This is a genomic window from Ignatzschineria sp. LJL83 (genome assembly GCF_054871845.1).
This window is the reverse complement of sequence record NZ_JBTXLY010000007.1, coordinates 91,297-115,732: the sequence shown is the minus strand read 5'-3', so window position 1 is coordinate 115,732 and position 24,436 is coordinate 91,297. Positions and strand designations below refer to the sequence as shown.

Annotated in this window: 19 protein-coding genes; 11 read left to right on the top strand and 8 right to left on the bottom strand. The window is 39.7% G+C overall.

The genetic code is table 11. The annotated features are described in order from the left end of the window. The first annotated feature begins 20 nt into the window (after nucleotides 1–20). Nucleotides 21–1,403, top strand: coding sequence for a polynucleotide adenylyltransferase PcnB (gene pcnB, locus ACYSN2_RS06195; RefSeq protein WP_461749383.1), 1,383 nt, complete (start codon nucleotides 21–23; stop codon nucleotides 1,401–1,403). A gap of 225 nt (nucleotides 1,404–1,628) precedes the next feature. Here pcnB and ACYSN2_RS06190 read toward each other — a convergent pair whose 3' ends face one another. Both ACYSN2_RS06190 and ACYSN2_RS06185 read right to left on the bottom strand, forming a co-directional pair. Further along, on the bottom strand, nucleotides 1,629–2,321 hold the full coding sequence (locus tag ACYSN2_RS06190; protein ID WP_461749382.1) for a peptidoglycan DD-metalloendopeptidase family protein: 693 nt from the start codon (nucleotides 2,319–2,321) through the stop codon (nucleotides 1,629–1,631). 108 nt (nucleotides 2,322–2,429) lie between these two features. Further along, nucleotides 2,430–4,757, bottom strand: a complete 2,328-nt coding sequence (locus tag ACYSN2_RS06185) for an NADP-dependent malic enzyme (protein ID WP_461749381.1) — start codon at nucleotides 4,755–4,757, stop codon at nucleotides 2,430–2,432. A 350-nt stretch (nucleotides 4,758–5,107) separates the two neighbouring features. Here ACYSN2_RS06185 and rpoH point away from each other — a divergent pair, with 350 nt between their 5' ends. From rpoH to ACYSN2_RS06155, 6 genes are all read left to right on the top strand, one after another. Beyond that, nucleotides 5,108–5,983: an RNA polymerase sigma factor RpoH gene (rpoH, locus tag ACYSN2_RS06180; RefSeq protein ID WP_461749380.1), complete on the top strand. Its 876-nt coding sequence runs from the start codon at nucleotides 5,108–5,110 to the stop codon at nucleotides 5,981–5,983. A gap of 72 nt (nucleotides 5,984–6,055) precedes the next feature. Then, nucleotides 6,056–6,625: a D-sedoheptulose-7-phosphate isomerase gene (locus ACYSN2_RS06175; RefSeq protein WP_461749379.1), complete on the top strand. Its 570-nt coding sequence runs from the start codon at nucleotides 6,056–6,058 to the stop codon at nucleotides 6,623–6,625. Between the two features lie 74 nt (nucleotides 6,626–6,699). Further along, nucleotides 6,700–7,296, top strand: a complete 597-nt coding sequence (locus ACYSN2_RS06170) for a BON domain-containing protein (RefSeq protein ID WP_461749378.1) — start codon at nucleotides 6,700–6,702, stop codon at nucleotides 7,294–7,296. A 180-nt stretch (nucleotides 7,297–7,476) separates the two neighbouring features. After that, nucleotides 7,477–8,832 (top strand): glutathione-disulfide reductase, encoded by a 1,356-nt coding sequence (gene gorA, locus ACYSN2_RS06165; RefSeq protein ID WP_461749377.1) that lies wholly within the window; start codon nucleotides 7,477–7,479, stop codon nucleotides 8,830–8,832. A gap of 29 nt (nucleotides 8,833–8,861) precedes the next feature. Next, a complete protein-coding gene (locus ACYSN2_RS06160; RefSeq protein ID WP_461749376.1) occupies nucleotides 8,862–10,331 on the top strand; it encodes an inorganic phosphate transporter in 1,470 nt (489 codons plus the stop codon). A gap of 1 nt (nucleotide 10,332) precedes the next feature. Continuing rightward, a complete protein-coding gene (locus ACYSN2_RS06155) occupies nucleotides 10,333–10,893 on the top strand; it encodes an L-threonylcarbamoyladenylate synthase (RefSeq protein WP_461749375.1) in 561 nt (186 codons plus the stop codon). A gap of 299 nt (nucleotides 10,894–11,192) precedes the next feature. On the opposite strand, the gene rpsT is transcribed toward ACYSN2_RS06155, so the two are convergent. The 5 genes from rpsT to ACYSN2_RS06130 all read right to left on the bottom strand — a co-directional run bounded on the left by rpsT (nucleotide 11,193) and on the right by ACYSN2_RS06130 (nucleotide 15,505). After that, nucleotides 11,193–11,456, bottom strand: a complete 264-nt coding sequence (rpsT, locus tag ACYSN2_RS06150; protein ID WP_461749374.1) for a 30S ribosomal protein S20 — start codon at nucleotides 11,454–11,456, stop codon at nucleotides 11,193–11,195. Between the two features lie 159 nt (nucleotides 11,457–11,615). After that, nucleotides 11,616–12,395 carry a MetQ/NlpA family ABC transporter substrate-binding protein gene (locus ACYSN2_RS06145; RefSeq protein ID WP_461749373.1) on the bottom strand — a complete coding sequence of 260 codons (780 nt, stop codon included), beginning with the start codon at nucleotides 12,393–12,395 and terminating at the stop codon, nucleotides 11,616–11,618. A 171-nt stretch (nucleotides 12,396–12,566) separates the two neighbouring features. Further along, the gene (locus ACYSN2_RS06140) at nucleotides 12,567–13,457 is read right to left on the bottom strand and encodes a diaminopimelate dehydrogenase (protein WP_461749372.1); all 891 of its coding nucleotides are present in this window, start codon (nucleotides 13,455–13,457) and stop codon (nucleotides 12,567–12,569) included. Nucleotides 13,458–13,758: 301 nt separating this feature from the next. After that, on the bottom strand, nucleotides 13,759–14,436 hold the full coding sequence (locus ACYSN2_RS06135) for a methionine ABC transporter permease (protein WP_461749371.1): 678 nt from the start codon (nucleotides 14,434–14,436) through the stop codon (nucleotides 13,759–13,761). Then, a complete protein-coding gene (locus ACYSN2_RS06130) occupies nucleotides 14,429–15,505 on the bottom strand; it encodes a methionine ABC transporter ATP-binding protein (RefSeq protein ID WP_461749370.1) in 1,077 nt (358 codons plus the stop codon). Before ACYSN2_RS06130 ends, ACYSN2_RS06135 begins: the two co-directional genes overlap by 8 nt. Nucleotides 15,506–15,878: 373 nt before the next feature. Here ACYSN2_RS06130 and ACYSN2_RS06125 point away from each other — a divergent pair, with 373 nt between their 5' ends. The 4 genes from ACYSN2_RS06125 (at nucleotide 15,879) to lpdA (ending at nucleotide 23,045) form a co-directional block, all read left to right on the top strand. Next, nucleotides 15,879–16,322, top strand: coding sequence for a DUF1090 family protein (locus ACYSN2_RS06125; RefSeq protein WP_461749369.1), 444 nt, complete (start codon nucleotides 15,879–15,881; stop codon nucleotides 16,320–16,322). 484 nt (nucleotides 16,323–16,806) lie between these two features. Continuing rightward, on the top strand, nucleotides 16,807–19,476 hold the full coding sequence (gene aceE, locus ACYSN2_RS06120) for a pyruvate dehydrogenase (acetyl-transferring), homodimeric type (protein WP_461749368.1): 2,670 nt from the start codon (nucleotides 16,807–16,809) through the stop codon (nucleotides 19,474–19,476). A 117-nt stretch (nucleotides 19,477–19,593) separates the two neighbouring features. Then, nucleotides 19,594–21,258, top strand: a complete 1,665-nt coding sequence (gene aceF, locus ACYSN2_RS06115; protein ID WP_461749367.1) for a dihydrolipoyllysine-residue acetyltransferase — start codon at nucleotides 19,594–19,596, stop codon at nucleotides 21,256–21,258. A gap of 14 nt (nucleotides 21,259–21,272) precedes the next feature. Further along, on the top strand, nucleotides 21,273–23,045 hold the full coding sequence (gene lpdA, locus ACYSN2_RS06110; protein ID WP_461749366.1) for a dihydrolipoyl dehydrogenase: 1,773 nt from the start codon (nucleotides 21,273–21,275) through the stop codon (nucleotides 23,043–23,045). A 218-nt stretch (nucleotides 23,046–23,263) separates the two neighbouring features. Here lpdA and cgtA read toward each other — a convergent pair whose 3' ends face one another. Further along, nucleotides 23,264–24,391 (bottom strand): Obg family GTPase CgtA, encoded by a 1,128-nt coding sequence (gene cgtA / locus ACYSN2_RS06105; protein WP_461749365.1) that lies wholly within the window; start codon nucleotides 24,389–24,391, stop codon nucleotides 23,264–23,266. Between the last annotated feature and the right edge of the window lie 45 nt (nucleotides 24,392–24,436).

The window sequence follows — 24,436 nt, the reverse complement described above, 5'->3', positions numbered from 1 at the left end:
CTTTTTGGAGTAGAGATTCTATGAATCCTAAAATCTACCACGCGAAAGATCATTCTATTAGAAATCGTCAGATCTCTAAAAACTCATTAGCCGTTATTAATAAGCTTAATAGCGCAGGCTTTAATGCTTATTTAGTCGGTGGTGGTGTTCGGGATCTATTGTTAGGATTAGCACCGAAAGATTTTGATATCGTCACGGATGCTCATCCGAGTGAGATTCGTAAAGTATTTAGAAATAGCCGAATCATTGGTCGCCGATTTAGATTGGTGCATGTGGTTTTTGGGCGAGAAATTATTGAAGTTGCCACGTTTCGATCTAATGAAACGGGGGATAAAACAAAGCATTATCAGACCAATGAAGATGGCTTTATTACACGAGATAATATTTACGGTACCATTGATGAAGATGCAATGCGCCGTGACTTTACCGTGAATGCGCTATTTTATGATGTGCGCAATCAAAGTATTATTGATTATTGTGGTGGTTATCAGGATTTAAAAGATAAAAAATTACGTTTAATCGGGGATCCGACAGAGCGTTTCTTAGAAGATCCTGTTCGAATTTTAAGAGCGATTCGCTTTCAGGCAAAGCTTGGATTTACCATTGATCCTGTTCTATTGAAGCCCATTGCAGAGCAGAGACAATTGCTTTCAACCGTATCGCCGGCAAGAATGTATGATGAAGTTCTTAAGCTATTTTTAACAGGGCATGGCGAGCAATCGTATCACGGTATGATGGAATATCAGCTGTTTGAGATTCTATTCCCATTAACGTACGATGCGCTTAAAAAACAGAATTTTCCTGAGGAGCATCTTTTATTAAGATCTCTGCGAAATTCTGATGCAAGAGCAAAAGATGGACGTACTAGTTCTCCTTATTTTGTATATGGTTCGCTATTATGGGCACCATTTGTGGAAAAATTTGAAGCGTTAGTGGCAAAAGGTGTGCGTTATAGTGATGCATCAAAAACCGCGATTGACGAAGCTTTTAGAGTGCAACATCAAATTACGGTAATTCCTCGTTATGTACGAGAGTTTATTGAAGATTTGTGGGTATTCCAGTTTAGATTAGAAGCGAAAGTGATTCGTGCGCCGAAGCGATTAATGGAGCATCCTCGCTTTAAAGCGGCATATGATTTCTTATTACTTCGTGCTGAAGCAAATGAAGATACGGATGTGATTGAAAAAGCGAAATATTGGGAAACGCAATTTGCTCGTTATGAGTCTGTTTTAGAAGAGCAACAGCAACAAGAAAATCGTCAAGAAAGAAGAGATAATAAGAGAGAAACACATCAGGAAATTTCTCGACATGAAGAGAAGTCTTCCGGTAATCGCAAGGATGAAGAAGGTCAAAGACCTCGCCGTCCTAGAAGAAGACGTAAGCCTCGTAAAACTGAGGGTTAATATTAAAGATTTTAAATATTCGCTTTTTTAAATATTGGTTATTAAGTTGAATATCTCTTTTTAGTCTTTTTTTAATATTTTCTAATATCGGATTCTTGAAATGATAAAAAACCATCTATTAAAGATGGTTTTTTTACGTCGCAATGAATGCTGATGATATTTAGATGATATTTACTTTGAAGATTCAAAATGACATTTGTGAAAGGTGTTGTAGATTTCAAAGGATTAAATATAATTCATCGGATTCACAGTCTGACCTTTTGTGCGAATCTCAAAATAGAGAACGGTTCTGCCATCAAAGCTATTTCCCATTGCTGCAATAGGTTGGCCTTTTTTAACTCTTGCGCCTTCTTTAATATTAATGGAAGAGAGGTAACCATATGCCGTATAAGTATTCGCATTATGACGAATAATAATAAGCTGGCCATATCCAGAGTTACCCGCACCGGCAAAGACCACTTCACCATCGTGAGCGGCGTTAATGGGCTGATTAAGATTGCCGGCAATTTGAATGCCTTTTTGGCCGGGAATGTTGGGATTATAGCTTTTAACAACGGAACCATTTGTCGGTTTTACCCATCCTGTGATGCCGGTAGAAACGGTATCTTTAGGTGCTGCCGGAGCTTTAGGGATAATGACGTTGTTGTCTCTTTTTGTGACGGTATTTGAAGAGCTATTTTTACCATTTGAATCTCGTACGGATGATCCGGATTTGCCTTTTACTTTTAGGACCTGTCCTGCACGAATCATATTGGGGTTTGAGATATTATTAAGGCGCTGAAGCTCACTAACTGACATTTTGTGGTTTCGTGCGATCTGTCCAAGGGAATCACCAGATCTTACGGTGTAACTACCGCTAGAACATGCTTGAATAATGAAGAGAGTCGCTAGTAAAAATGTTAGTTTTTTTAATATCATAATATTATTGACTTTATTTTAAATAAAAACCCCAAAAAGAATAGAATATTTTAACATCATCTATCTTTTTGGGGTAATTTAAAGACCTAATTTATAATTATTTACAGATTATTCAATAGGGTCTGTTGCACACATTGCTGTAACGTTTACGATTCTTCTTGCGGTTGCAATGTTTGTCACAACGTGAGCTGGTTTAGATGGACCTGTTAAGATTGGGCCTACTACAATACTGTCGCTAATCGTACGTACAAAGTTATACGTCACGTTTGCAGTATCGATATTAGAGAAAATAAATAAGTTCGCCATGCCTTCTAATTCAGAATTAGGGAAGTATGCATTACGGTAACGCTCCCAAATCGCGAGGTCTGGTTGCATTTCTCCTTCGCATTGAAGCATTGGTGCGGTTTTTTTGAGGATTTGTAAGGTTTTCTGCATTTTGCTAGAAAACTCAGATTCTCTTGAACCAAAGTTTGAATGAGAAAGAAGCGCCACTTTCGGTGTAATACCAAAACGAGCAACAACTTCAGCAGCCATTTTTGTGATGTCTGCCAATTCTTCAGCGGTAGGGTTTTCATTGACATGAGTATCGCAGAAGAATAAAGGACCCTTTGGTGACAGGAGCATGCTGATCGCTGCAGGTTGTGAAGTGCCTTCATGAAGACCTAAAGCGTCTACAATGTGGTGAACATGGCGATGATATTGACCGAGTACACCACTGATTTGCCCATCAATCACACCTAGTTCAAGTAGCATTGCTGAAAGGAGGTTTCCTCGAGTTTGCATACGTTGACGAGCAAGTTCTGGCGTGATTCCTTTTCGCTTCATGAGGCTGTAGTATTTTTCTGAGCACTCATCGAGAAGTGGAGGATTGCGATAATCAATAATTTGTACATATTCACTATTGATATCTTTGCTGATGGTATCTCCCGGCGATAATACTTGTGTCGGGAGATTAATACCAAGCTCTTCGATTCTATCTTGGATCACTTTAGGTTGACCAATTAAGATTGGATTTGCTAATAGATCCTGTTTGACTAAGTAAACGGCACGAAGTACGCGCTCATCTTCCCCTTCGCAATAGGCAATGGTTCTTGCATTTTCTTTTGCTTGGTTGAAGATCGGGCGCATTGCCATATTTGTTTTGTTGAAATGCTCGCTTAAGCGCTGACGATACTCTTCAAAATCTTGAATAGGGCGCTGTGCAACACCTGACTCCATCGCTGCTTTAGCAACCGCAATAGGAAGCTCTACAATTAAGCGAGGATCGAATGGTTTTGGAATAATGTAATGGCGAGAGAAACGAAGGGTTTCACCTGGATAAGCGTGCAATACTTCATCTGTTGGTTCTTGGTGAGTTAAATCTGCAATGGCTTTTACACATGCCATTTTCATTGCTTCATTAATTTCTGTTGCACCACAATCAAGCGCGCCGCGGAAAAGGTAAGGGAAGCAGAGAACGTTGTTCACTTGGTTTGGATAATCAGAACGACCTGTTGCGAGGATTGCATCATCACGAACAGAGTGCGCTAATTCTGGACGAATTTCTGGTTCTGGATTTGCTAATGCGAAGATTAACGGATCCGGTGCCATTGTTTTCACCATTTCAGCGGTTAAAACACCAGGAGCAGAGAGACCTAAGAATACATCAGCGCCTTCAATGATTTCGCCAAGCGTCATTTTATCGGTTTCTTGCAAGAAGAAAGATTTGTATTCATCAAGCGTATCTTCTGTTCGGTGATGATTGACTACGCCATCTCGGTCTGTAACAGTAATATTCTCTTTGCGAAGACCAAATTGCATCAATAGATTTAAACAAGAGATTGCAGCTGCGCCAGCACCACTGCAAACGAGCTTGATCTCTTCAATTTTTTTGCCGGCAAGTTTTAACGCATTCAAAACGCCGGCAGTTGTAATAATTGCAGTACCATGTTGGTCATCATGGAATACTGGAATATTCATGCGTTTTTTGAGTTCTTTTTCGATATGGAAGCATTCAGGTGCTTTAATATCTTCTAAGTTTATTCCACCAAATGTAGGTTCTAAACTAGCAACAATATCGATAAATTTATCAGGATCTAATTCATCCACTTCAATATCGAAGACATCAATATTAGAGAATTTTTTGAAAAGAACCCCTTTTCCTTCCATCACAGGTTTTCCTGCTAATGGACCAATATTACCAAGACCTAATACGGCCGTTCCATTACTGATTACTGCGACAAGATTTCCTCTTGCAGTATAGTCTAAGGCTGTTAAGGGATCTTTTTGGATCTCTTCACATGCGTAAGCAACGCCTGGTGAATAAGCGAGGGAGAGATCTCTTTGGTTGACGAGCGGTTTAGTCGCTTCAACTGAAATTTTACCTGGTTGTGGGAAAGCATGATAGCGAAGCGCTTCAATACGAAGATCTTCAGTTTTATTATTTGGAGAATCCATTTGAGATTTACCCTTTATACTGATTTATACTGATTTATACTGAATTTGAAGTAAGCCTTAGATACTAACAAGGATTGTGGTTTGAATCTACTAGTGCAGATATAAAAAAAATAGTAAATAGGCGTGTAAATAGGAGGGCTAGAATAAACCTTTGGTTATATAGAATATATCTAAAAAAGTTGTATTAAATTTACAGAAACATTAAAAATATTTATGATGCATTAAATAAGGACTCGGTAGTACAAGTTTGTTATAATATTTTTTGTTGAAATTTTGGAAAAAGATTAGTGTTGAATCGCTTATTGTATGATTTTATTAATCTTTTATGACTAAGATTTGGAGGGCAATATATGCCAAGTGAAGACAAGCAACTAGTGCTAAGAGCGAATACTTTTCCATCGGTTGCAGATGGGCTAGATGCTTATATTAGCGCAATTGGTGATATTCCTACTTTAACAGCGGAAGAAGAGCAAGCACTGGCTTATCGATTGATTGAACATGAAGATCTCCATGCTGCACAAACGCTCATTATGTCTCATCTGAAATTTGTAGTGCACATTGCTAAAAACTATACAGGCTATGGTTTACCGCTGATTGATCTTATTCAAGAGGGAAATGTGGGTTTGATGAAAGCCGTGAAGCGTTTTGATCCTTCTTATAATGTTCGTTTGATTTCTTTCGCGGTCTATTGGATTAAATCAGAGATTCATGAATTTGTGATTCGGAATTGGCGAATTGTAAAAGTTGCAACGACAAAAGCGCAACGAAAATTGTTCTTTAATCTGCGTTCATCAAAAGAAACTTTAGAGTGGTTAACAGATCAGGAAGCAGATGATATTGCCAAAGAACTAAATGTCAGCAAAGCAGAAGTGAAGCGAATGGAGATGCGACTATTTTCAAATGACTTAGCATTTGATCTGCCAACAGGAAGTTCAGAAGATGGCGATTTTAGCCCATCTGATTGGTTGACAAGTAATGCCTTAGATCCTTCGCAAGAATTAGAGAAAGAGGATTATGAATCTCATAATAATGAAAAATTGAGTACGGCTTTAGCGGAGCTCGATCCTCGAAGTAGAGATATTATTATTCAAAGATGGATGGGCGATGAAGATGAAGAACGTCCAACATTAACGGATCTTGCTGAAAAATATTCAGTTTCAGCAGAAAGAATTCGACAAATTGAAAGTCAGGCCATGAGTAAAATCAAAGACCTGTTAACAGTATAATCATGATTAGTTAAGTCAAGGAGAGGCTCAGATATGTTATGTCTGAGTCTTTTCTATTATTAGGAATAAAAAATGACAGCAATTTCACATATTCAAGAAAGCATTGAAGTTAAAAAATTGGCCCTTGAAACAATGCCGGCAGTAATTGAAGCAACAGGCGACTTGATGATTCAAGCATTGAAAGCTGGTAATAAAGTTTTGGTTTGTGGTAATGGTGGATCGGCTGCAGATGCGCAACATTTTGCTGCAGAACTTATGAATCGATTTGAAGTCGAAAGAGCCCCTCTTCCAGCGATTGCACTCACCACAGATAGTTCTAATTTAACATCGATCGCAAATGATTATAGTTATGAAGAAGTCTTTTCAAAGCAAGTGATGGCGCTTGGGCAAAAGGGCGATATTTTAATTGCGATTAGTACGAGTGGGAACTCAAAAAGTATTAACCTTGCCATTGAAGAAGCGCTAAAAAAAGGGATGATTGTTTTAGCATTAACAGGTGAAACCGGTGGAAAAATGCGAGAAATAGATTCGCCTAATTTACATTTAGTGAATGTGCCGAGTACACGAACCGCAAGAATTCAAGAAGTGCATATTATCGTGATTCATATTTGGTGCGCGATGATCGATAAGGTATTTAGTTAAACTTCCTATGACGAATATTGAGAGTTGATATCGAATAGGATATATGAGGTTTTTCCATTAAAGAGGAGAGAAAAATGTTGAAACGTTTTGTGCTATTAAGTAGTTTCCTTGTCATTTTAGCAGGGTGCGTACCGGCAATGATTGCTGGAGGAGTCGGTGCAACAGCTGCTGGAGTGAATGATCGCCGAACTGCTGGGCAAATTGTGGAAGATAATTCAATCACGGTCAAAGTTCAAAATAAGATCGGACAATTACCAGGGCGAGATATGGCTCATATTAGTATCTTAAGTTATAACGGTGAAGTTCTGATTTTGGGAGAAGTGCCAACTCAAGAGCTTGGGTTAGAAGTAGAAAAAGCAGTAACAACGACAGATCATGTTACAGGTGTACATAATGAGTTAATTGTGGCTCCGGAAGCTTCTTTTGCAAGCATCACTACAGATACCTATATTACGGCAAAAGTGAAAACAGCTTTAACAACGGGTATTAAATTAAAAGGATTTAATGCCGGTAATGTGAAAGTGGAAACATCAAGACGTAAAGTATATTTGATGGGAATTGTCAATGACGCAGAAGCGCGTGAAGCAATTGAGATTGCAAGGCATGTTTCAGATGTAGAAGAAGTTGTGCCGTTCTTCGATATTGTGAATAAGCAATTTTTTAATCCATAATCCTGGGCAATTAAAAGACGTTGGCGAGCAGATCAATCCCTCGATGGTATCCATAAGAATAGTAGAATAAGGGATTGATCAAAATATATGACCGTGACAGATGGATATTTGTCATGGTTACAAGTTTTAAAGTTTTAAAGTTAAAAAATCATAAAACATTCTAGGGAATAGGAACGAAATATGAGTAAGCAATATGATGCAATTATTATTGGTGGCGGTTCTGGTGGTCTTTCTTATGCAGAAAGAGCTGCGAGTTACGGCGTAAAATGTCTCTTAATTGAAAAAGATACGTTAGGCGGCACTTGTGTCAATGTAGGATGTGTTCCGAAAAAAGTCATGTGGAATGCGGCGAGTATTGCCCATATGTTTGATGATGCAAAAGGATATGGTTTTACGTTTGGCACACCGGAATTTTCTTGGAAAATCTTAAAAGAGAAACGCGATCAGTACATCAATAATATTGTCACTTGGTATAACAATAGCTATATGCCAGATGCCGGCGTGGATGTGATTCATGGTGAAGCAAAATTTGTTGATAATAAAACAGTTACTGTCAATGGTGAAGAATATAGTGCTGAGATCATTGTCGTTTCAACAGGTGGATATCCTCTGATTCCGGCGATTGAAGGCGCTGAATTTGGGATTACATCCGATGAATTTTTCTCATTAGAAGACGCGCCAAAACGTGTAGCAATTGTGGGTGCGGGATATATTGCCGTAGAACTTGCGCAATTACTCTCAGCACTTGGAAGCGAAACAGATCTCATTTGCCGCGGCGATATGGTGTTAAGAAGTTTTGATAGTTATATTACAGAGCATTTAAAAGATGAGATCTTAAAAGATGATCATTTAACATTGCATCCAAATTCTAATGTGCAAAAAGTTGAAAAAAATGCCGATGGTTCTTTAACGGTTGTGACAGAAGCAGAATCTATTACAGTAGATACACTTATTTGGGCGATTGGCCGTGGTTATAACACGCACAATATCGGATTAGAAAATACCGATTTAACGCCAAATGCAGATGGCACGATTACTGTTGATAAATTCCAAGAAACGGTGGTGCCTTCGATTTATGTATTGGGCGATATTATTGGCGGAAAATTTCAATTAACGCCGGTAGCAATTGCGGCGGGAAGACGTTTAGCAGATCGCCTTCATAATGGCATGACAGATCGGCATCTTGAATATAAAGAAATTCCAAGTGTTGTGTTTACGCATCCACCCATTGGAACAACAGGTTTAACAGAGAAAGAAGCTGTTGCTGAATATGGTCAAGAGAATGTGAAATGTTACACAACCTCATTTACGGCAATGTACTCTAACTTTAGTGAAAAACCTGTTAAAACAGCTATGAAAATGGTTTGTGTGGGGGATGATGAGAAGATTGTCGGGATTCATCTGATTGGACCAACGGTCGATGAGATGCTTCAAGGTTTTGCAGTAGCAGTGAAAATGGGCGCTCGTAAACGTGATTTTGATGACACGGTTGCGCTTCACCCAACGGCGGCCGAAGAACTGGTCACAATGCGTTAGTTTAAGACTTATAAGAAATTGGAAAAGTAATGTTAGAGTTTTTACAAAGTATCGATATTATTGTGCTCTTCACGCTTATTTTATCGGTGGGATTAGTTTTAGCCTTTGAGTTTGTGAATGGGTTTCACGATACGGCAAATGCGGTTGCAACGGTGATTTATACAAAATCATTAAAACCGCAATTAGCTGTGTTTCTCTCGGGTATATTTAACTTCTTGGGGGTTCTTTTGGGGGGGTTAGGCGTTGCATATGCGATCGTAAATCTTCTTCCAATGGAGCTTTTGGCAAATGCCACATCAACAAAAGGGCTTGTGATGGTTGTGTCGCTCTTGGTTGCGGCACTTATCTGGAATCTTGGTACTTGGTATCTTGGAATTCCGGCATCGAGTTCTCATACGCTGATTGGTTCAATCTTAGGGGTTGGGCTTGCCAATGCGCTTTTAACAGATCATTCACTGATTGATGGTGTGAACTGGGAAAAAGCTTTAGGAGTGTTTGAATCCTTGCTCTTCTCGCCTTTTATTGGTGCGGGTTTGGCGGGATTAATGTTATTAGGACTGCTGAAATTCCTTCCGAAAAGTTATATTCATAAAACGCCGTATCAAAGACATGTGATTGATAAGAAGAAAAAGCCCCCATTTTGGCCGCGCTTTTGGCTTGTAACTTCTGCAATGGGCATGAGTTATGCGCATGGACAGAATGATGGGCAGAAAGGGATTGGTTTGGTGATGCTAGTGCTATTCAGTGTTGTACCGGCACAGTTTGTATTAAATCTTAATTCTAGTGTATTTGAGATTGAACAGACAAGAGTTGCGGCGCAGCAAATGGGTGTTTATTACGATGCAAATAAAGCGACTTTAGATAAGCTCTATCCTAAGAGTGATACGAAGGTCAGTGATGGGCTTTTTAGTTGTGAATACAGCGATATGAAAGCGCATTCCGATAAGCTAGTAGGATTACTTCATGGTATTGATAATTACGATAAATTATCAACAGATGCACGCTGGGCAGTTCGTAATGAAGTGATGTGTTTAGCGAGTATTGCTAAAACATTAGAATCTCAAAGTGAATTGCCGGATGGATACCGTAAGTCGTATAAAGCGATTAGTAAGGATCTGACGAAAACAACGGAATATGCACCATTTTGGGTGATTGTTGCTGTTGCCGTTGCGCTTGGAATGGGAACGATGATTGGCTGGAAGCGTGTCGTTGATACAGTGGGCGGAAAAATTGGTAAAAAAGATATGACCTATGCGCAAGGAATGAGTGCGCAGATCGTATCAGGGATTGCCATTGCTTCTGCGAGCCATTTAGGATTCCCAGTATCGACAACGCATATTCTTTCCAGTTCTGTTGCCGGAACAATGATTGCGAATAAATCGGGCCTACAAAAATCAACGGTTAAAAATATTTTAATCGCATGGATTTTAACGTTACCGGTTTCAACGGGATTGGCGTTTGGTCTCTATTTCCTCGGTACTTATTTGTTCGTTAAATAATATGAAATTGCTCACATATGAAGAGGCTGCCACTGCCTTGAAAAATGGTCAAGTCATCGCCTATCCGACAGAAGGGGTTTATGGGTTTGCTGCAGATGCGATGAATCCGGAAGCTGTGCATACTGTTCTGAATCTCAAAGGGCGCTCTGCTTCGAAAGGCTTTATTGTAATGACAGCATCGCTTGAAAAGCTCTCTGTGTTGGTGAAACCTTTAACGGCTTTGGAAGAAGATACGGTTTTAAATAGTCAGCGTGGCGGATTCCGTTATACATGGATTATTCCGGCAAAAGCGGATTGTCCTGATTATTTGAGAGGGAAGTTTTCAACACTTGCGATTCGAGTCACGAATCATCCTGACGCTTTCGCTCTGTGTGATCTGATGCCGGTAGGGGTTGTGTCTACAAGTGCAAACTTGCATCAAGAAGCACCGCTCACATCTCCGGAAGCCATTATGGAAGTTTTTGGAGATAAGATTGCCGGCGTCATGATGGGAAATACAGGTGGATTATCTTCACCTACGAGAATTGTCGATTTGGAAAGTGGGGAAGTCATTCGAGCTTAAGAGAAGTTGTTGCTTGAAAGAATGAGATGAATGATTCTCTCAATACGAAACAAAATGCCGAGAATATTTTTCTCGGCATTTTTTTATAGTTTTATATAGTTAGTAGATTGAAAATCTCAATCTCAATCTCAATCTCAATCTCAATCTCAATCTCAATCTCAATCCCAATCCCAATCCCAATCTTAATCTTAATTTCAATTTCAATTTCAATGAATGACTCTAAAGTATTACGTAGGAATATAAAAAAGCCCTACTAAAAATTAGTAGGGCTTTTTTCGAATCTTAATTAAAGCTACAAATTAAGCGAGTGCTTTGATTTGCGTGTTAAGACGGCTAAGAATACGTGAAACTTTGTTCTTATGAATAAGGCCACGTTTTACTGAACGGTCAAGTGCGCTTTGAGCTTTAACAAATGCTTTCATTGCTTCTTCGCGATTGCTTGCTTTGATAGCATTGATTGTTTTTTTAACGTATGTTCTAGTCATTGAACGGTATGATGCGTTTGCTGCGTTGCTTTTCTCAGCTTGACGAACGCGTTTTCTTGCTTGTGCTGTATTTGCCAAGGTTTTACTCCAGTTTAAAATGTCAGAATTTATAACACAATATTGCGACGCATATCGACGCAATCAAATTTGTAATAATCACATATGATTATCTTTTTTCAACGTTTTGTCAATCAATTCTGCCGAAAGTTTGTGAATTTTAGGGTTGAAATATTCAGTTTAGAATACCGGTACGATACTTCCTTCGTACTTCTCTTCGATAAAGTTGCGAACATCTTCTGTTGTAATCACTTCAATGAGTGCTTGAATGCGTGGATCATCTTTGTTTTCAGGGAGAACCGTGATGATATTTGCATAAGGTGATTGTGCGCCTTCAATGAAGAGCGAATCCTGAACGGGGTTTAGTTTAGCATCTAATGCGAAGTTTGTGTTAATCAATGCTAAATCCACTTCATCTAATGTACGCGCAAGCATGGGCGCTTCTAATTCTACAAAAGAGAGATTTAAAGGATTCTCTTGAATATCAAATGTTGCAGAAAGGATATTGCTCGGATCCTTAAGCGTAATGATACCTTCGTTGTGAAGGAGGATTAACGCACGACCACCATTTGCAGGATCGTTAGGGATGCTCACTTTAGCGCCTTTTTGTAATTCCTCTTTTGATTTTATTTTTTGAGAATATGCCGCAATGGGTTCAACATGAATTGCCGGTTCAAGAGCAATGATTTCTAACTGATGGTTTTTATTAAATTCATCTAGATAAGGTTTATGTTGAAAAAAGTTCGCATCTGCTTCTTTCTCATCAACCATTAAATTGGGTAATACATAATCTGTCACAACTACTACTTCAAGATCAATATTTTTCTCAGCTAATTGTGGTTTGATAGATTCTAAAATTTCCGCATGAGGAACGGGTGTTGCCACAACTTTGAGTTTATCTGCAGAAAGTGCAAAAAATGGAACGAGTGAAAGTGCTGTTGCAAGAGCTAATTTACGCATAATATTTATATCCTTTTGGTGTTAAGTGGGGAACCGAGCCCCGAATCATTATTATATATATCGAGAATAAGCGGTGAAATCAATAGATCTATCTCAAATCCATTGATTTATTTTCACTGAACATATATTTTTTATATGTTTTATTCTCTATAAATGGATGTCATCGCTGATTTATACAAGTGCCGTGATCAATTCATCACGATCCCCCGGAAGAAGATCAATCAACGGAATTTCAATCATGGTATAAGCGCCCGGAGCTTGTTTGGTTGTCGCCCTTGCCGTAGAAACTAAAATTTGCGCCGTTAATGCCGGATTATTCACGCGCATATCAAATTCAAAGAGCTGATTATCGGTTGTGCCGGAAACGCCTTTACGAGTAATACTTACGCCGTGGCCTGCATCTTTTAATGGTTCGATAGAATCAACCTGTTGAATGACCGTATCGTCTTTATTGAAGTAATCATCATTGAGGATTGTGCTTTTTACCGTTTCGAACTCAAATCCTGATTCGATCTCAATGTATACCATACGGCGATGTTGTCCTGTGCCGATAGGAATAGTCATTGAGAGCGCATCTTTCACGCCGGGAATTGCTTTTACGGCAGTAGAATGTCCCATGCTCATGCCTGGGCCGAAGTTTGTGTAAGTAATTCCTTTTGGCGCTGCCGCAAGAAGAAGCGTGCGGATGATAGAGTCTGAGCCTGGATCCCAACCTGCAGAAACGATAGCGCTTGCTTGGTGTTGTTTCGCAATCGCATCGAGTTCACGGCGCATAATGGCGATTTCTGAGTGAATATCAAAACTATCTACGGTATTAATACCTTTTTGTAAAATCGCACTTGCGTAGTTTTTAATTTGACGGCTTGGAACGCAAAGAATGGCAACATCGACATTTTCTAATTCTGAAATATCTGTCACAACAGGATAATTGACGCCGGCAATAGGGGTTGCGGTACGGCGAACAATGCCGGCAACGGAGAAATCTTCGGCAGCTTCAAGTGCATTGAGAACATAGCGACCAATGTTTCCGTAACCGATGATGGCAGCGTTAATTTTTTTCATAAGAAAGAGCTCCTGTGATGATCAATAAAATTGGATGTTAGTGAGAAGGTTTCGTGAGCGGATAATTGTAAATTCGTGGTATGAACGAATGTCATAAAACCCGAAAACGACAGATTTTCATAATCATAAAATATGTAATCTGTAAGCATAAAGGGATTACGCAAAAAAATGAACCCCAAAATTACGAGAATCCCGACTTTGATGATTTATGCCACAAAAAAGCCTCTGAAATAGAAAGACTTCAGAGGCTTTGAGGTTTAGAAAGTTGAATGTGATATCAACCTTAAAATGATTTATGACCTTATTTTCGTGTGTAATGGCGTACTAAGGAATCGCCGAGCCACTGCATGAGTTGAACAATCACGATTAATACAATCACGATTAAGTACATGAGTTCTGTCATATTGCGGTGGAAACCAAAGCGCACAGCAATATCTCCCAATCCTCCGGCACCCACAGTTCCGGACATTGCGGTATAAGAGAGAATCAAGATGCCGGTAACAGTAATGCCGGCAATGAGGCTTGGTCTTGCTTCCGGCAATAACACTTTTAAGATAATGGTTCTTAAAGGTGTTCCCATACTTTGCGCCGCTTCAATCACGCCTTTATCGACTTCTCTGAATGCCGTTTCTGCTAATCTCGCAAAGAAAGGTGCAGAGCCAACAACGAGAGGGAATATCGCGCCTTTAATGCCCATTTTTGTTCCCATGAGTTGGAACGTTAAGGGAAGCAGTACCACGATTAAAATCAGGAAAGGAATCGATCTTAAAATATTAGTAAGAAACGAGAAGATACGATAAAACTTCGGGCTAGAAAGTAGCTGAGAAGGCGATGTTAAAAAGAGTAAAACACCCCAAGGCAGCCCGATTAACACAGTAAATAACCACGTAAAACCGAGCATTTGAAGCGTAATCAGTGTATTTGTCCAAATCAAATCCCAATATTGAGCATTGCTCAGCGCATCTATAAAGTTAGTCATGTGAAGCACCTCCTTTTATAGGTGATTGGGCAGATGAAAGAGATTGCGAAAACGTGTTTGCGAGCGGTGTTGTAGAAATGCCACGTGCATTAAACATGGTAATGGCTTGAAGCGTTTCTTTGGGTTCACCTTTAAGAGAAACAATTAATTGCCCGTAAGGAATATCGCGAATATAACTAATGGAACCCGATAAAATCGAGAGATCAATATTGCTCTTCTTAATGACTTGGCTGAAATGTGGTTCAAAAGCTTCTGTACCAATGTAAGAGAGTTGATAGAGATAATCCGCTTGTTCCGGATTACGTTTAAGATATTTTTCTAATTCTGTTTGCTCTGTTTTATCAATAATAAAATCTTGGGTAACGGCATTTTTTGGATGAAGGAAAACTTCTTCCACAGGACCTTCTTCGACAATTTTACTATCGTGAATAATGGCAACGCGATGGCAAATTGAACGGATCACTTCCATTTCGTGAGTAATAATCACAATGGTTAAACCAAGTTTTTTATTAATATCTACCAATAATTCTAAAATGGCTTGCGTTGTTTGCGGATCAAGTGCTGAGGTTGCTTCATCGCAGAGAAGTACTTTGGGGTTGTTTGCAATGGCTCTTGCAATACCGACACGTTGTTTCTGTCCGCCGGAAAGCTGTGCAGGATATTTATGCGCGTGTTCCTGAATGCCGACGAGCTCTAGTAACTCTTCTACTCTTAACCGAATATCTTCTTCACGCATATTCTCTAAGCGAAGCGGGAAGGCGATATTATCGAAAATGGTTTGGCTTGAGAGAAGATTAAAGTGTTGGAAGATCATACCCATTTTACGGCGCGCAAACATTAATTCTCGGGAGGAGAGTTTGGTGATGTCGATGCCATCAATTTTAATTTCGCCACTATCAGGTTTTTCTAAAAGATTTAAACAGCGAATGAGTGTACTTTTACCGGCACCAGAATGACCGATGACGCCAAAGATGGAGCCTGTTTCGATGTTGAGAGAGATATCGTTTAAAGCAATTTTGGACCCTGTTGGGGTTTGGTAGGATTTTTTGAGGTGTTCTATCTTAATCATGTAATTTTAAATATTAAATGTAATTATTGCTTAATATTATTAATAATCTTGCTATATTATTTATTAAATACCGAGATGAATTAAAAATATGTAGGAATATCGTATCAGTGGGGGGGATTGATTCATCACAGTACCTGTGAATAAATCAAGAAAATCAATTGTATTAGGGTATCAAAAAGCGAGTTTTTTCGTCATATTTTTCAGTCCCATCTGTAAATGCCAATGATTTCAGTAGGGGAATTTACAATTTTTAATTTTAGTTTACATTGAATTTGAGAAAATTAGCCATATGTTTTATTCATTAAATAATTGATATTTTTATGTCTGTTAAATTTCAAGTCGATAAGACTTATTCAAGGAGAAGGACGAATATATGAGATATCTAGTCAGTATTCTAATTATGTTGGGCATGGTTTTAACATTAAATATTTCAACGGCAGCTCCTTATCAAGGATGTCAAAGAAAATTAGCAAACTTAGAGAAACAGCTAGGTTATGCAAAACAATATGGCAATACGAATCGTATTAGAGGATTAGAACGTGCGATTGCCAATGTGAAAACATATTGTGGTGGTGGTATGAATATGGATTCATCCACTGGAAAAGAGTACTTTGAAGGTGAGAAAAGATTAGAAAAATCTGAAGAGATTTTAGAAAAGCTCGCAGATGCTCAAAAAGATCTTGCAAAGGCAGAGTACAAGTATGAAAAAGCGAAGTACAAAGATGATTTTGAAGATCAGTTAGAAGCGGAATATAAGATGAAAGAAGCTAGAATGCGTATCCAAATGTATGAAGAGTATTTGAAAACTTTGAAATAAAAAATATTGCAGAGACCCTTTAATACCAAAAGGTATTTGAATGGGTGGCTTAGAGTAATTTGTATGATTTTATAACGATATGTGTAGCGCTTATAGATCATTTGTATAGGGTAATAAGATTTGTGATGAATCAGAAATGATATTCATGAATCTCTAATACTGACAGATGAAGTATAAGCGCTCATATTGTTTATGGCTAAGTACTAAGGGTTTTCACTAGGTTTTTGATTGGATCTGAATGATAAAAATAAGCGTTATTTTCAATTGAATATCCGTTATACTGTGCCGTGATAGTAAATATAAATTGCCTCAAAGAAAATGAACTTTCCTTGGGGCATCTGTTAATTGTGTTGAAAAATTCATATTGCCAATCCGGCAAGTAAGATCAACAGATATTAGATAAGACGAAGCTTATCTATTTTTCACAAAATAAGCATCGCTATAAAAAGTAGCATGGCTTATTAAAATGAAAGAGGATTATTTTATGGTAGACCAAAAGTTATTGAATGATATCGACTCATTAGAAACCCAAGATTGGGTCGATTCAATCGCAAGTGTCCTTGAAACAGAAGGCGAAGAAAGAGCGCACTTCTTAATTGAAAAGGTCATTGAACGCGCACACAGAGATGGCGTACAAATTCCTTTTATCGGGACAACAGAATATATAAATACAATTCCAGCAGATAAGCAACCGCGCTATCCTGGAAACTCAGAATTAGAGCATAAGCTTCGCTCTTATATTCGTTGGAATTCAATGGCGATGATTGTTCGCTCAAATGCCGTAGATTCAACGTTAGGCGGTCATATTGCGAGTTATGCATCCCTTTCAACAATGTGGGAAGTAGGTTTTAACCACTTCTGGAAAGGTAATACTGAAACTCAAGATGGGGATTTAGTATTCTTCCAAGGTCACTCAAGCCCAGGAATTTACGCACGTGCGTTTATTGAAGGCCGTATCACAGAAGAGCAAATGGATAATTTCCGCCGTGAAGTGGATGGAAAAGGCCTCTCTTCATATCCACATCCTTGGCTCATGAAAGATTTTTGGCAGTTCCCAACGGTTTCAATGGGTTTAGGTCCAATCCAAGCAATCTATCAAGCACGTTTCTTGAAATATCTTCATTCTCGCGGTCTTGCAAATACAGAAGGCCGTAAAGTGTGGTGTTTCTGTGGTGATGGTGAGATGGATGAGCCAGAATCATTAGGTGCAATCTCCCTTGCCGGTCGTGAAAAACTCGACAACCTTATTTTTGTGATCAACTGTAACTTACAGCGCCTAGATGGTCCTGTTCGTGGTAATGGTAAAATCATCCAAGAACTTGAATCAGGATTCCGTGGAAATCATTGGAATGTGATTAAACTTATCTGGGGAAATGGTTGGGATTCACTTTTAGCACAAGATCATGATGGGCTTCTTCGTAAACGTATGATGGAATGTGTGGACGGCGATTACCAAACTTATAAATCACGTGATGGTGCGTATGTTCGTGAAAACTTCTTCAATACACCAGAATTAAAAGCGATGGTTGCGCATATGTCGGATAACGATGTGTGGCGCTTAAATCGTGGTGGTCATGATGAAAATAAAGTCTATGCCGCTTACGATGCTGCTGTTAAAAGTGATGGTAAACCAACGGTAATCCTTGTGAAAACAATCAAAGGATACGGCATGGGGCAAGATGGAGAAGCGCAAAACGTGGCGCATCAACAAAAATCTATCAGCCTTGAGTCGCTTCGCCGTTTCCGTGACCGTTTTGAAGTACAAATTTCAGATGAAGATTTGGAAGCTGTAAACTTCATTCGTCCGCCGGAAGGAAGTCCTGAATTAGAATATCTTCATGAGCGCCGTAAAGCACTTGGTGGTTATGTACCTTCACGCCGCGTACAAGCCAATGAAGCGTTAACAGTTCCAAAACTAGATGCATTTAAAGCACAGTTAGAAGCAACGGCAGAAGGTCGTGAAATTTCTACAACGATGAGCTTTGTGCGTATTTTAAATACGATCATTAAAGATAAATCAATTGGAAAACGTGTTGTCCCTATTCTTGTAGATGAATCTCGTACTTTCGGAATGGAAGGCATGTTCCGTCAATTAGGAATTTGGTCGCAAGCAGGGCAGCAATATACACCGCAAGATGCCGGTCAATTGATGTTCTATAAAGAGACAAAAGATGGTCAAATTCTTCAAGAGGGAATTAACGAAGCGGGTGGCGTAAGCTCATGGATCGCAGCAGGTACGGCGTATTCAAACTCGAATGTTGAAATGATTCCATTCTTTGTATGTTACTCCATGTTCCAAATGCAAAGAACGTTTGACCTTATTTGGGCTGCTGCAGATCAGAGAACTCGTGGATTCTTAATGGGTGGAACTGCGGGAAGAACAACGCTTAACGGCGAAGGTTTGCAGCATGAAGATGGCCATAGCCATGTGATGGCAAGCTTAATTCCAAACTGTAAATCGTATGATCCAGCACTTCAATTTGAATTAGCAGTGATTATGCAAGATGGTTTACGCCGTATGGTGGAAGAGCAAGAAGATGTGTTCTACTACATCACAATGATGAATGAGAACTACGCGCATCCTGCAATGCCGGTAGGTGCTGAAGCAGATATCCTCAAAGGAATGTATCTGCTTCAACCAGGTGAAAACAGTAAAAATCCACGCGTCAGATTATTGGGCGCAGGAACGATCTTACAAGAAGTGTTGAAAGCAGCAGAGCTTCTTAAAAATGATTGGAACGTGGACAGTGATGTTTATAGCTGTACAAGTTTCAATGAACTTGCTCGTGATGTTCAAGAGTGTGAGCGTCAAGCTCTGTTCCATCCTGAAACGCAAGCGCCGGCATCTTTTGTATCTGAAATGTTAAATGGTTCAGATGCGCCGGTGATTGTTTCAACAGACTACGTTCGCATGCTTGCAGAACAAATTCGTCCGGCAATCAAAGCGCCGTACAGAGTCCTTGGAACAGATGGCTTCGGCCGCTCAGATACAAGATCACAACTTCGTAAATTCTTCGAAGTGAATCGTTACTACGTTGCGATTGCGGCACTTAAAGAACTTGCAGATGCCGGTACGATTGAAAAATCTGTCGTTACTGAAGCAATTAAAAAATACGATATTGATGTGAATAAACCAAATCCAATCTGGGTTTAAGAATACGGCGCCTCCTCATATGATGAGGCGCTGATGCTTATAACTTGTCTTATGAAGTTTGGAAGTGAATGTGAGATAGATTTGGTGAATGCACCAATTGGAAAAAGGATTAAAATTATGGCAAATATTGATTTGAGAGTGCCAGATATTGGAAATTTTGATGCGGTAGATGTCATCGAAATTAATGTGAAAGTCGGAGATGTTGTCGCACTTGATGATACGTTAATGACTTTAGAATCAGATAAAGCATCAATGGATGTTCCGGCAGAATCCGCAGGGAAAATCGTTGAAATTTTAGTAAATGTTGGCGATCAAGTAAAAACCGGCGATGCGATTGCGCGTATTGAAGCAGATGTAAATGCTTCTGAAGTAACAGTAGAAGAAACGCTTCCTGTTGTTGAAGCGAGTGCGCCTGCGGCGAAAGAAGAAGTTGCGCCGGTAGCGCCTGTCGTTACGGCAACCGCTCATGCGAATGGCGAAGTGGTAGAAATTCGTATTCCGGCAGTAGGTAATTCTGATGAATTAGATGTGATTGATATTCCTGTGAAAGTAGGCGATACCGTTGCATTAGATGATACGCTTGTAACGCTTGAATCGGATAAAGCATCGATGGATGTTCCGGCAGATAAAGCGGGCGTGATTACTGAAATCGTTGTTTCTGTAGGCGATAAAGTGAAAGAAGGCGACTTAGTTGTTAAAGTGCAAACAGCGACTCAAGCTACTTCAGCACCTGTAGTTGAATCAGCGCCGGCAGTGTCAGCTCCTGCGGTTTCGACTTCTGATGCAACATTGAAAGCGCCGCATCCAGGGCAAGAAATTCCTGTTGCGCCGGCATTTAATGCTGCAAAACTCGATTTCAGTGGAGCGCATGCTTCGCCTTCAGTTCGTGCGTTTGCTAGAGAGCTTGGTGCAAATTTAAATGAAGTCACAGGTTCTGGCCGTAATGCGCGTATTCTTCGTGAAGACGTATTGAAATATGTGAAAGCAGTATTGTCAGGATCAGTTTCAATGTCTAATGCAAAACCGATGGCGAATGTTAATGGTGGCGGTTTAGATCTTCTTCCATGGCCAAAAGTAGATTTTACGAAATTTGGTGAAATCGAAGAGAAACCATTGAGCCGTATTCAGAAGATTTCTGGTGCAAACTTGGCGCGTAACTGGGCGATGATTCCTCATGTTGCACAGTTTGATGAAGCGGATATTACCGATTTAGAAGAACTTCGTAAAACATTGAATAAAGAGTTTGAACGAGAAGGCGCGAGAGTGACGATTCTTGCATTCCTTTTCAAGGCGGTTGTGAAAGCACTTCAGAAATTCCCAACATTTAATAGCTCCTTAGAAGGCGATAATCTCGTTCTTAAGAAGTATTACCATATCGGATTTGCGGCAGATACGCCCAATGGTTTAGTGGTGCCGGTAATTCGTGATTGTGATAAGAAAGGTGTCGTTGAAATCGCAGCTGAAATGCGTGAGCTTGCAGGGCTTGCTCGTGAAGGGAAGCTCAAGCCAGATCAAATGACAGGTGGTTGCTTCACGATCTCTTCTTTAGGTGGCATTGGTGGAACAAGCTTTGTTCCTATTATTAATGCGCCGGAAGTAGCAATTTTAGGTGTTTCAAAAAATCAAATTAAACCTGTTTGGAATGGTAAAGAGTTTGAGCCACGCTTGATGATTCCGCTCTCATTATCTTATGATCATCGTGTAATTGATGGTGCGTTAGGTGCAAGATTTATCGTGTACTTAAATGAGTTATTAGCTGATATGCGCCGTATGGTGATCTAGGATAGGAGAAAGTCATGATTGTAGATTTAAAACTTCCGGATATTGGAAACTTCGATAGCGTTGATGTGATCGAAATTCATGTGAATGTTGGCGATACCGTTGCGGTTGATGAAACATTGTTAACGCTTGAGTCAGATAAAGCATCGATGGATGTGCCGGCGGAGAAAGCAGGTATTATCACAGAAATCTTAGTATCTGTGGGCGATGCGATTAGTGAAGGTGCGGTATTTGCAAAGCTTGAAGTGTCTGCGGATGCGGAAAAGCCAGTGGCAGAGGCAGTTAAAGTAGCGGAAGCACCAAAAGCGACTTCTCAAGCGCAAGTAGCTCAGCCGGCAAAGGCATCGGCATCTATTTCTGAATCAGCTCCTATTGTGGATGCAGATTGTGATTTAGTTGTGATCGGCGGTGGTCCTGGTGGCTATTCTGCGGCATTTAGAGCAGCGGATTTAGGCTTAAAAGTGATTTTGGTGGAGCGTTACCCAACAATTGGTGGCGTTTGTTTAAATGTGGGATGTATTCCTTCAAAAGCACTTCTTCACGTGGTTGATGTGATGGAAAGTGCAAAATCATTTGCAGATATCGGTGTTACTTATGATGCGCCGAAGATCGATATTGATAAGCTCAGAGGCTTTAAAGAATCTGTTATCGGTAAATTAACCGGCGGTTTAGCAGGAATGGCTAAAATGCGTAAGGTTGAGGTTGTGGAAGGTTTTGCAACTTTCAAAAACGATCATCATCTTGAAGTAAAACTTACAAAAGGTGGCGAGCGTACAATTAGCTTTAATAAAGCGATTATTGCGGCAGGTTCATCAGTTGTAAACTTACCATTTATGCCGGAAGATCCTCGTGTCATGGATTCAACGGGTGCGCTTGAGCTTCAAGATATTCCGAAAAAGCTTCTTGTTATTGGTGGTGGCATTATCGGTCTGGAAATGGCGACGGTTTATTCCACATTAGGTAGTGAAATCACTATTGCAGAATTTGCAGATGGTTTAGTGCCGGGAGCAGATCGTGATCTTGTAAAAGTATTTGAAAAATACAATAAAGATCGTTTCCATAAAGTTATGTTAAAAACAGCTGTGACAGGTGCAAAAGCAACGGATGCTGGCATTGAGGTGACATTTGAAGGCGCGAATGCACCAAGTGAACCAATGCTATTTGATCGTGTATTGGTAGCAGTAGGTCGTAAGCCAAATGGTTTAACTTTAGTTGCAGAAAATGCCGGCGTTTCGGTAGATGAGCGTGGGTTTATCTCTGTGGATAAGCAGATGCGAACCAACGTTTCTAATATTTTTGCGATTGGAGATATTGTTGGTCAGCCAATGCTTGCGCATAAAGCGGTTCATGAAGGTCATGTTGCCGCAGAAGTATGTGCAGGGCAGAAGAGCTTCTTTGATGCGAAATTTGTGCCATCGGTTGCATATACAGATCCTGAAATTGCTTGGGCAGGGCTTACGGAAACGGAAGCAAAAGCGAAAGGTATTCCGTATGAAGTATCAGTATTCCCGTGGGCAGCAAGTGGGAAAGCGATTGCGAATGGCAGAGATGAAGGCTTTACGAAGCTTCTCTATGATCCAGAAACAAAAGTGATTCTCGGTGGTGCGGTTGTCGGAATTCATGCTGGAGATTTGATTGGGGAAATCTGTTTAGCAGTTGAAATGGGTGCAGATAGTATCGATATCGGTCATACCATTCATCCTCATCCGACATTGATTGAATCAGTAGGAATGGCAGCGGAAAATATTTTAGGCGCTTGTACGGATTTACCGCCAGTAAAACGTAAATAGATTCTAAAATAGCTTCTGTAATAAATTTGAAAATAAATGATTTAAAAATAAATCAGATATAAAAAATCCCGAAATAGTAATATTTCGGGATTTTTGTATTTAGTGTATCTGTTTTTGTATTGAAGTTGAGATATTGATGAGTATCATTTGTCTCTGAATATTGCTTAACGCTTTTAGACTTTATGAGAGGAGCGGAACCATGAAGCTATTGGAACTACCTATTTCTCTTCATTCATCATTGCGTAATACTCTTCTTCAGTGAGAAGTTTATCAATCTCTTTCTGAATCGCTTTTTTAGCTTTTTCATCATACTCACTGACTTCATCTGCACGTTCTTTGTCGATTTCGTCCATAATGTCGTAACACATTTCACGAGTATGGAGTTTAGAGATTGCAGAAACTGCGAAATGTGGGGTATTTTTATCCCAATTAATCGCCGTTAAGAAGTTATCAATGGTTTCTTGGCGTTCTTCTTCAGGAATAAGGTCAATCTTATTAATTACTAACCAGCGAGGTTTGTTGTGAAGTTCTTCGCTATATTTTTTGAGTTCTTCTAAAATTGTAAAATAATCTTCTACAGGATCTTGTGAATCGCTAGAAGGAGAAATATCTACAATATGTAATAAAATTGAAGTTCTCGTTAAATGCTTTAAGAACTGATGACCAAGACCGATACCGTCAGAAGCCCCTTCAATAAGACCAGGAATATCTGCAACTACAAAGCTTCGTAGTGAGTCAATATCTACAACGCCAAGACTAGGAACAAGCGTCGTAAATGGGTAATCAGCCACTTTTGGTCTTGCCGCAGAAATGGCGCGGATTAAAGTAGATTTTCCGGCATTTGGTAATCCTAAAAGCCCGACATCTGCCATAACTTTAAGCTCTAAGCGTAATTCACGCTCATCGCCTTCTGACCCTGGTTTATGTTGTCTAGGAGCTCGGTTTGTCGAAGTTTTATAACGCGTATTTCCAAGGCCATGGAATCCACCTTGTGCAACTTTTACTGTTTGACCTTCTTCTGTAAGGTCAGCAATAAATTCATTAGTTGTGTTGTCGAATACTTGTGTTCCTAAAGGAACTTCAAGATATAAATCATTACCATCTTTACCGGTTCTATTTGAGCCAGCACCATCTTCACCACGCTCTGCGGTATAAGTTCTGGTGTAGCGATAAGTCATCAAAGTGTTTAATGCTTTGGTTGCAATGAGATAGACTGATCCACCATCACCGCCATCACCCCCATCGGGACCACCGAAAGGAATAAATTTTTCACGTCTAAAGCTCACACAGCCATGACCGCCATTACCGGCAATCACAACAATTTTTGCTTCATCAATAAATTTCATTTTCTTACCTCAAAATTTAAAGAGAGGAAATAAAAAAGCTCCACG

Bases quoted from the DNA above. Each gene is read 5' to 3' on its own strand.
- pcnB (WP_461749383.1), top strand. From the start codon at position 21: ATGAATCCTAAAATCTACCACGCGAAAGATCATTCTATTAGAAATCGT.
- ACYSN2_RS06190 (WP_461749382.1), bottom strand. From the start codon at position 2,321: ATGATATTAAAAAAACTAACATTTTTACTAGCGACTCTCTTCATTATT.
- ACYSN2_RS06185 (WP_461749381.1), bottom strand. From the start codon at position 4,757: ATGGATTCTCCAAATAATAAAACTGAAGATCTTCGTATTGAAGCGCTT.
- rpoH (WP_461749380.1), top strand. From the start codon at position 5,108: ATGCCAAGTGAAGACAAGCAACTAGTGCTAAGAGCGAATACTTTTCCA.
- ACYSN2_RS06175 (WP_461749379.1), top strand. From the start codon at position 6,056: ATGACAGCAATTTCACATATTCAAGAAAGCATTGAAGTTAAAAAATTG.
- ACYSN2_RS06170 (WP_461749378.1), top strand. From the start codon at position 6,700: ATGTTGAAACGTTTTGTGCTATTAAGTAGTTTCCTTGTCATTTTAGCA.
- gorA (WP_461749377.1), top strand. From the start codon at position 7,477: ATGAGTAAGCAATATGATGCAATTATTATTGGTGGCGGTTCTGGTGGT.
- ACYSN2_RS06160 (WP_461749376.1), top strand. From the start codon at position 8,862: ATGTTAGAGTTTTTACAAAGTATCGATATTATTGTGCTCTTCACGCTT.
- ACYSN2_RS06155 (WP_461749375.1), top strand. From the start codon at position 10,333: ATGAAATTGCTCACATATGAAGAGGCTGCCACTGCCTTGAAAAATGGT.
- ACYSN2_RS06145 (WP_461749373.1), bottom strand. From the start codon at position 12,395: ATGCGTAAATTAGCTCTTGCAACAGCACTTTCACTCGTTCCATTTTTT.
- ACYSN2_RS06140 (WP_461749372.1), bottom strand. From the start codon at position 13,457: ATGAAAAAAATTAACGCTGCCATCATCGGTTACGGAAACATTGGTCGC.
- ACYSN2_RS06135 (WP_461749371.1), bottom strand. From the start codon at position 14,436: ATGACTAACTTTATAGATGCGCTGAGCAATGCTCAATATTGGGATTTG.
- ACYSN2_RS06130 (WP_461749370.1), bottom strand. From the start codon at position 15,505: ATGATTAAGATAGAACACCTCAAAAAATCCTACCAAACCCCAACAGGG.
- ACYSN2_RS06125 (WP_461749369.1), top strand. From the start codon at position 15,879: ATGAGATATCTAGTCAGTATTCTAATTATGTTGGGCATGGTTTTAACA.
- aceE (WP_461749368.1), top strand. From the start codon at position 16,807: ATGGTAGACCAAAAGTTATTGAATGATATCGACTCATTAGAAACCCAA.
- aceF (WP_461749367.1), top strand. From the start codon at position 19,594: ATGGCAAATATTGATTTGAGAGTGCCAGATATTGGAAATTTTGATGCG.
- lpdA (WP_461749366.1), top strand. From the start codon at position 21,273: ATGATTGTAGATTTAAAACTTCCGGATATTGGAAACTTCGATAGCGTT.
- cgtA (WP_461749365.1), bottom strand. From the start codon at position 24,391: ATGAAATTTATTGATGAAGCAAAAATTGTTGTGATTGCCGGTAATGGC.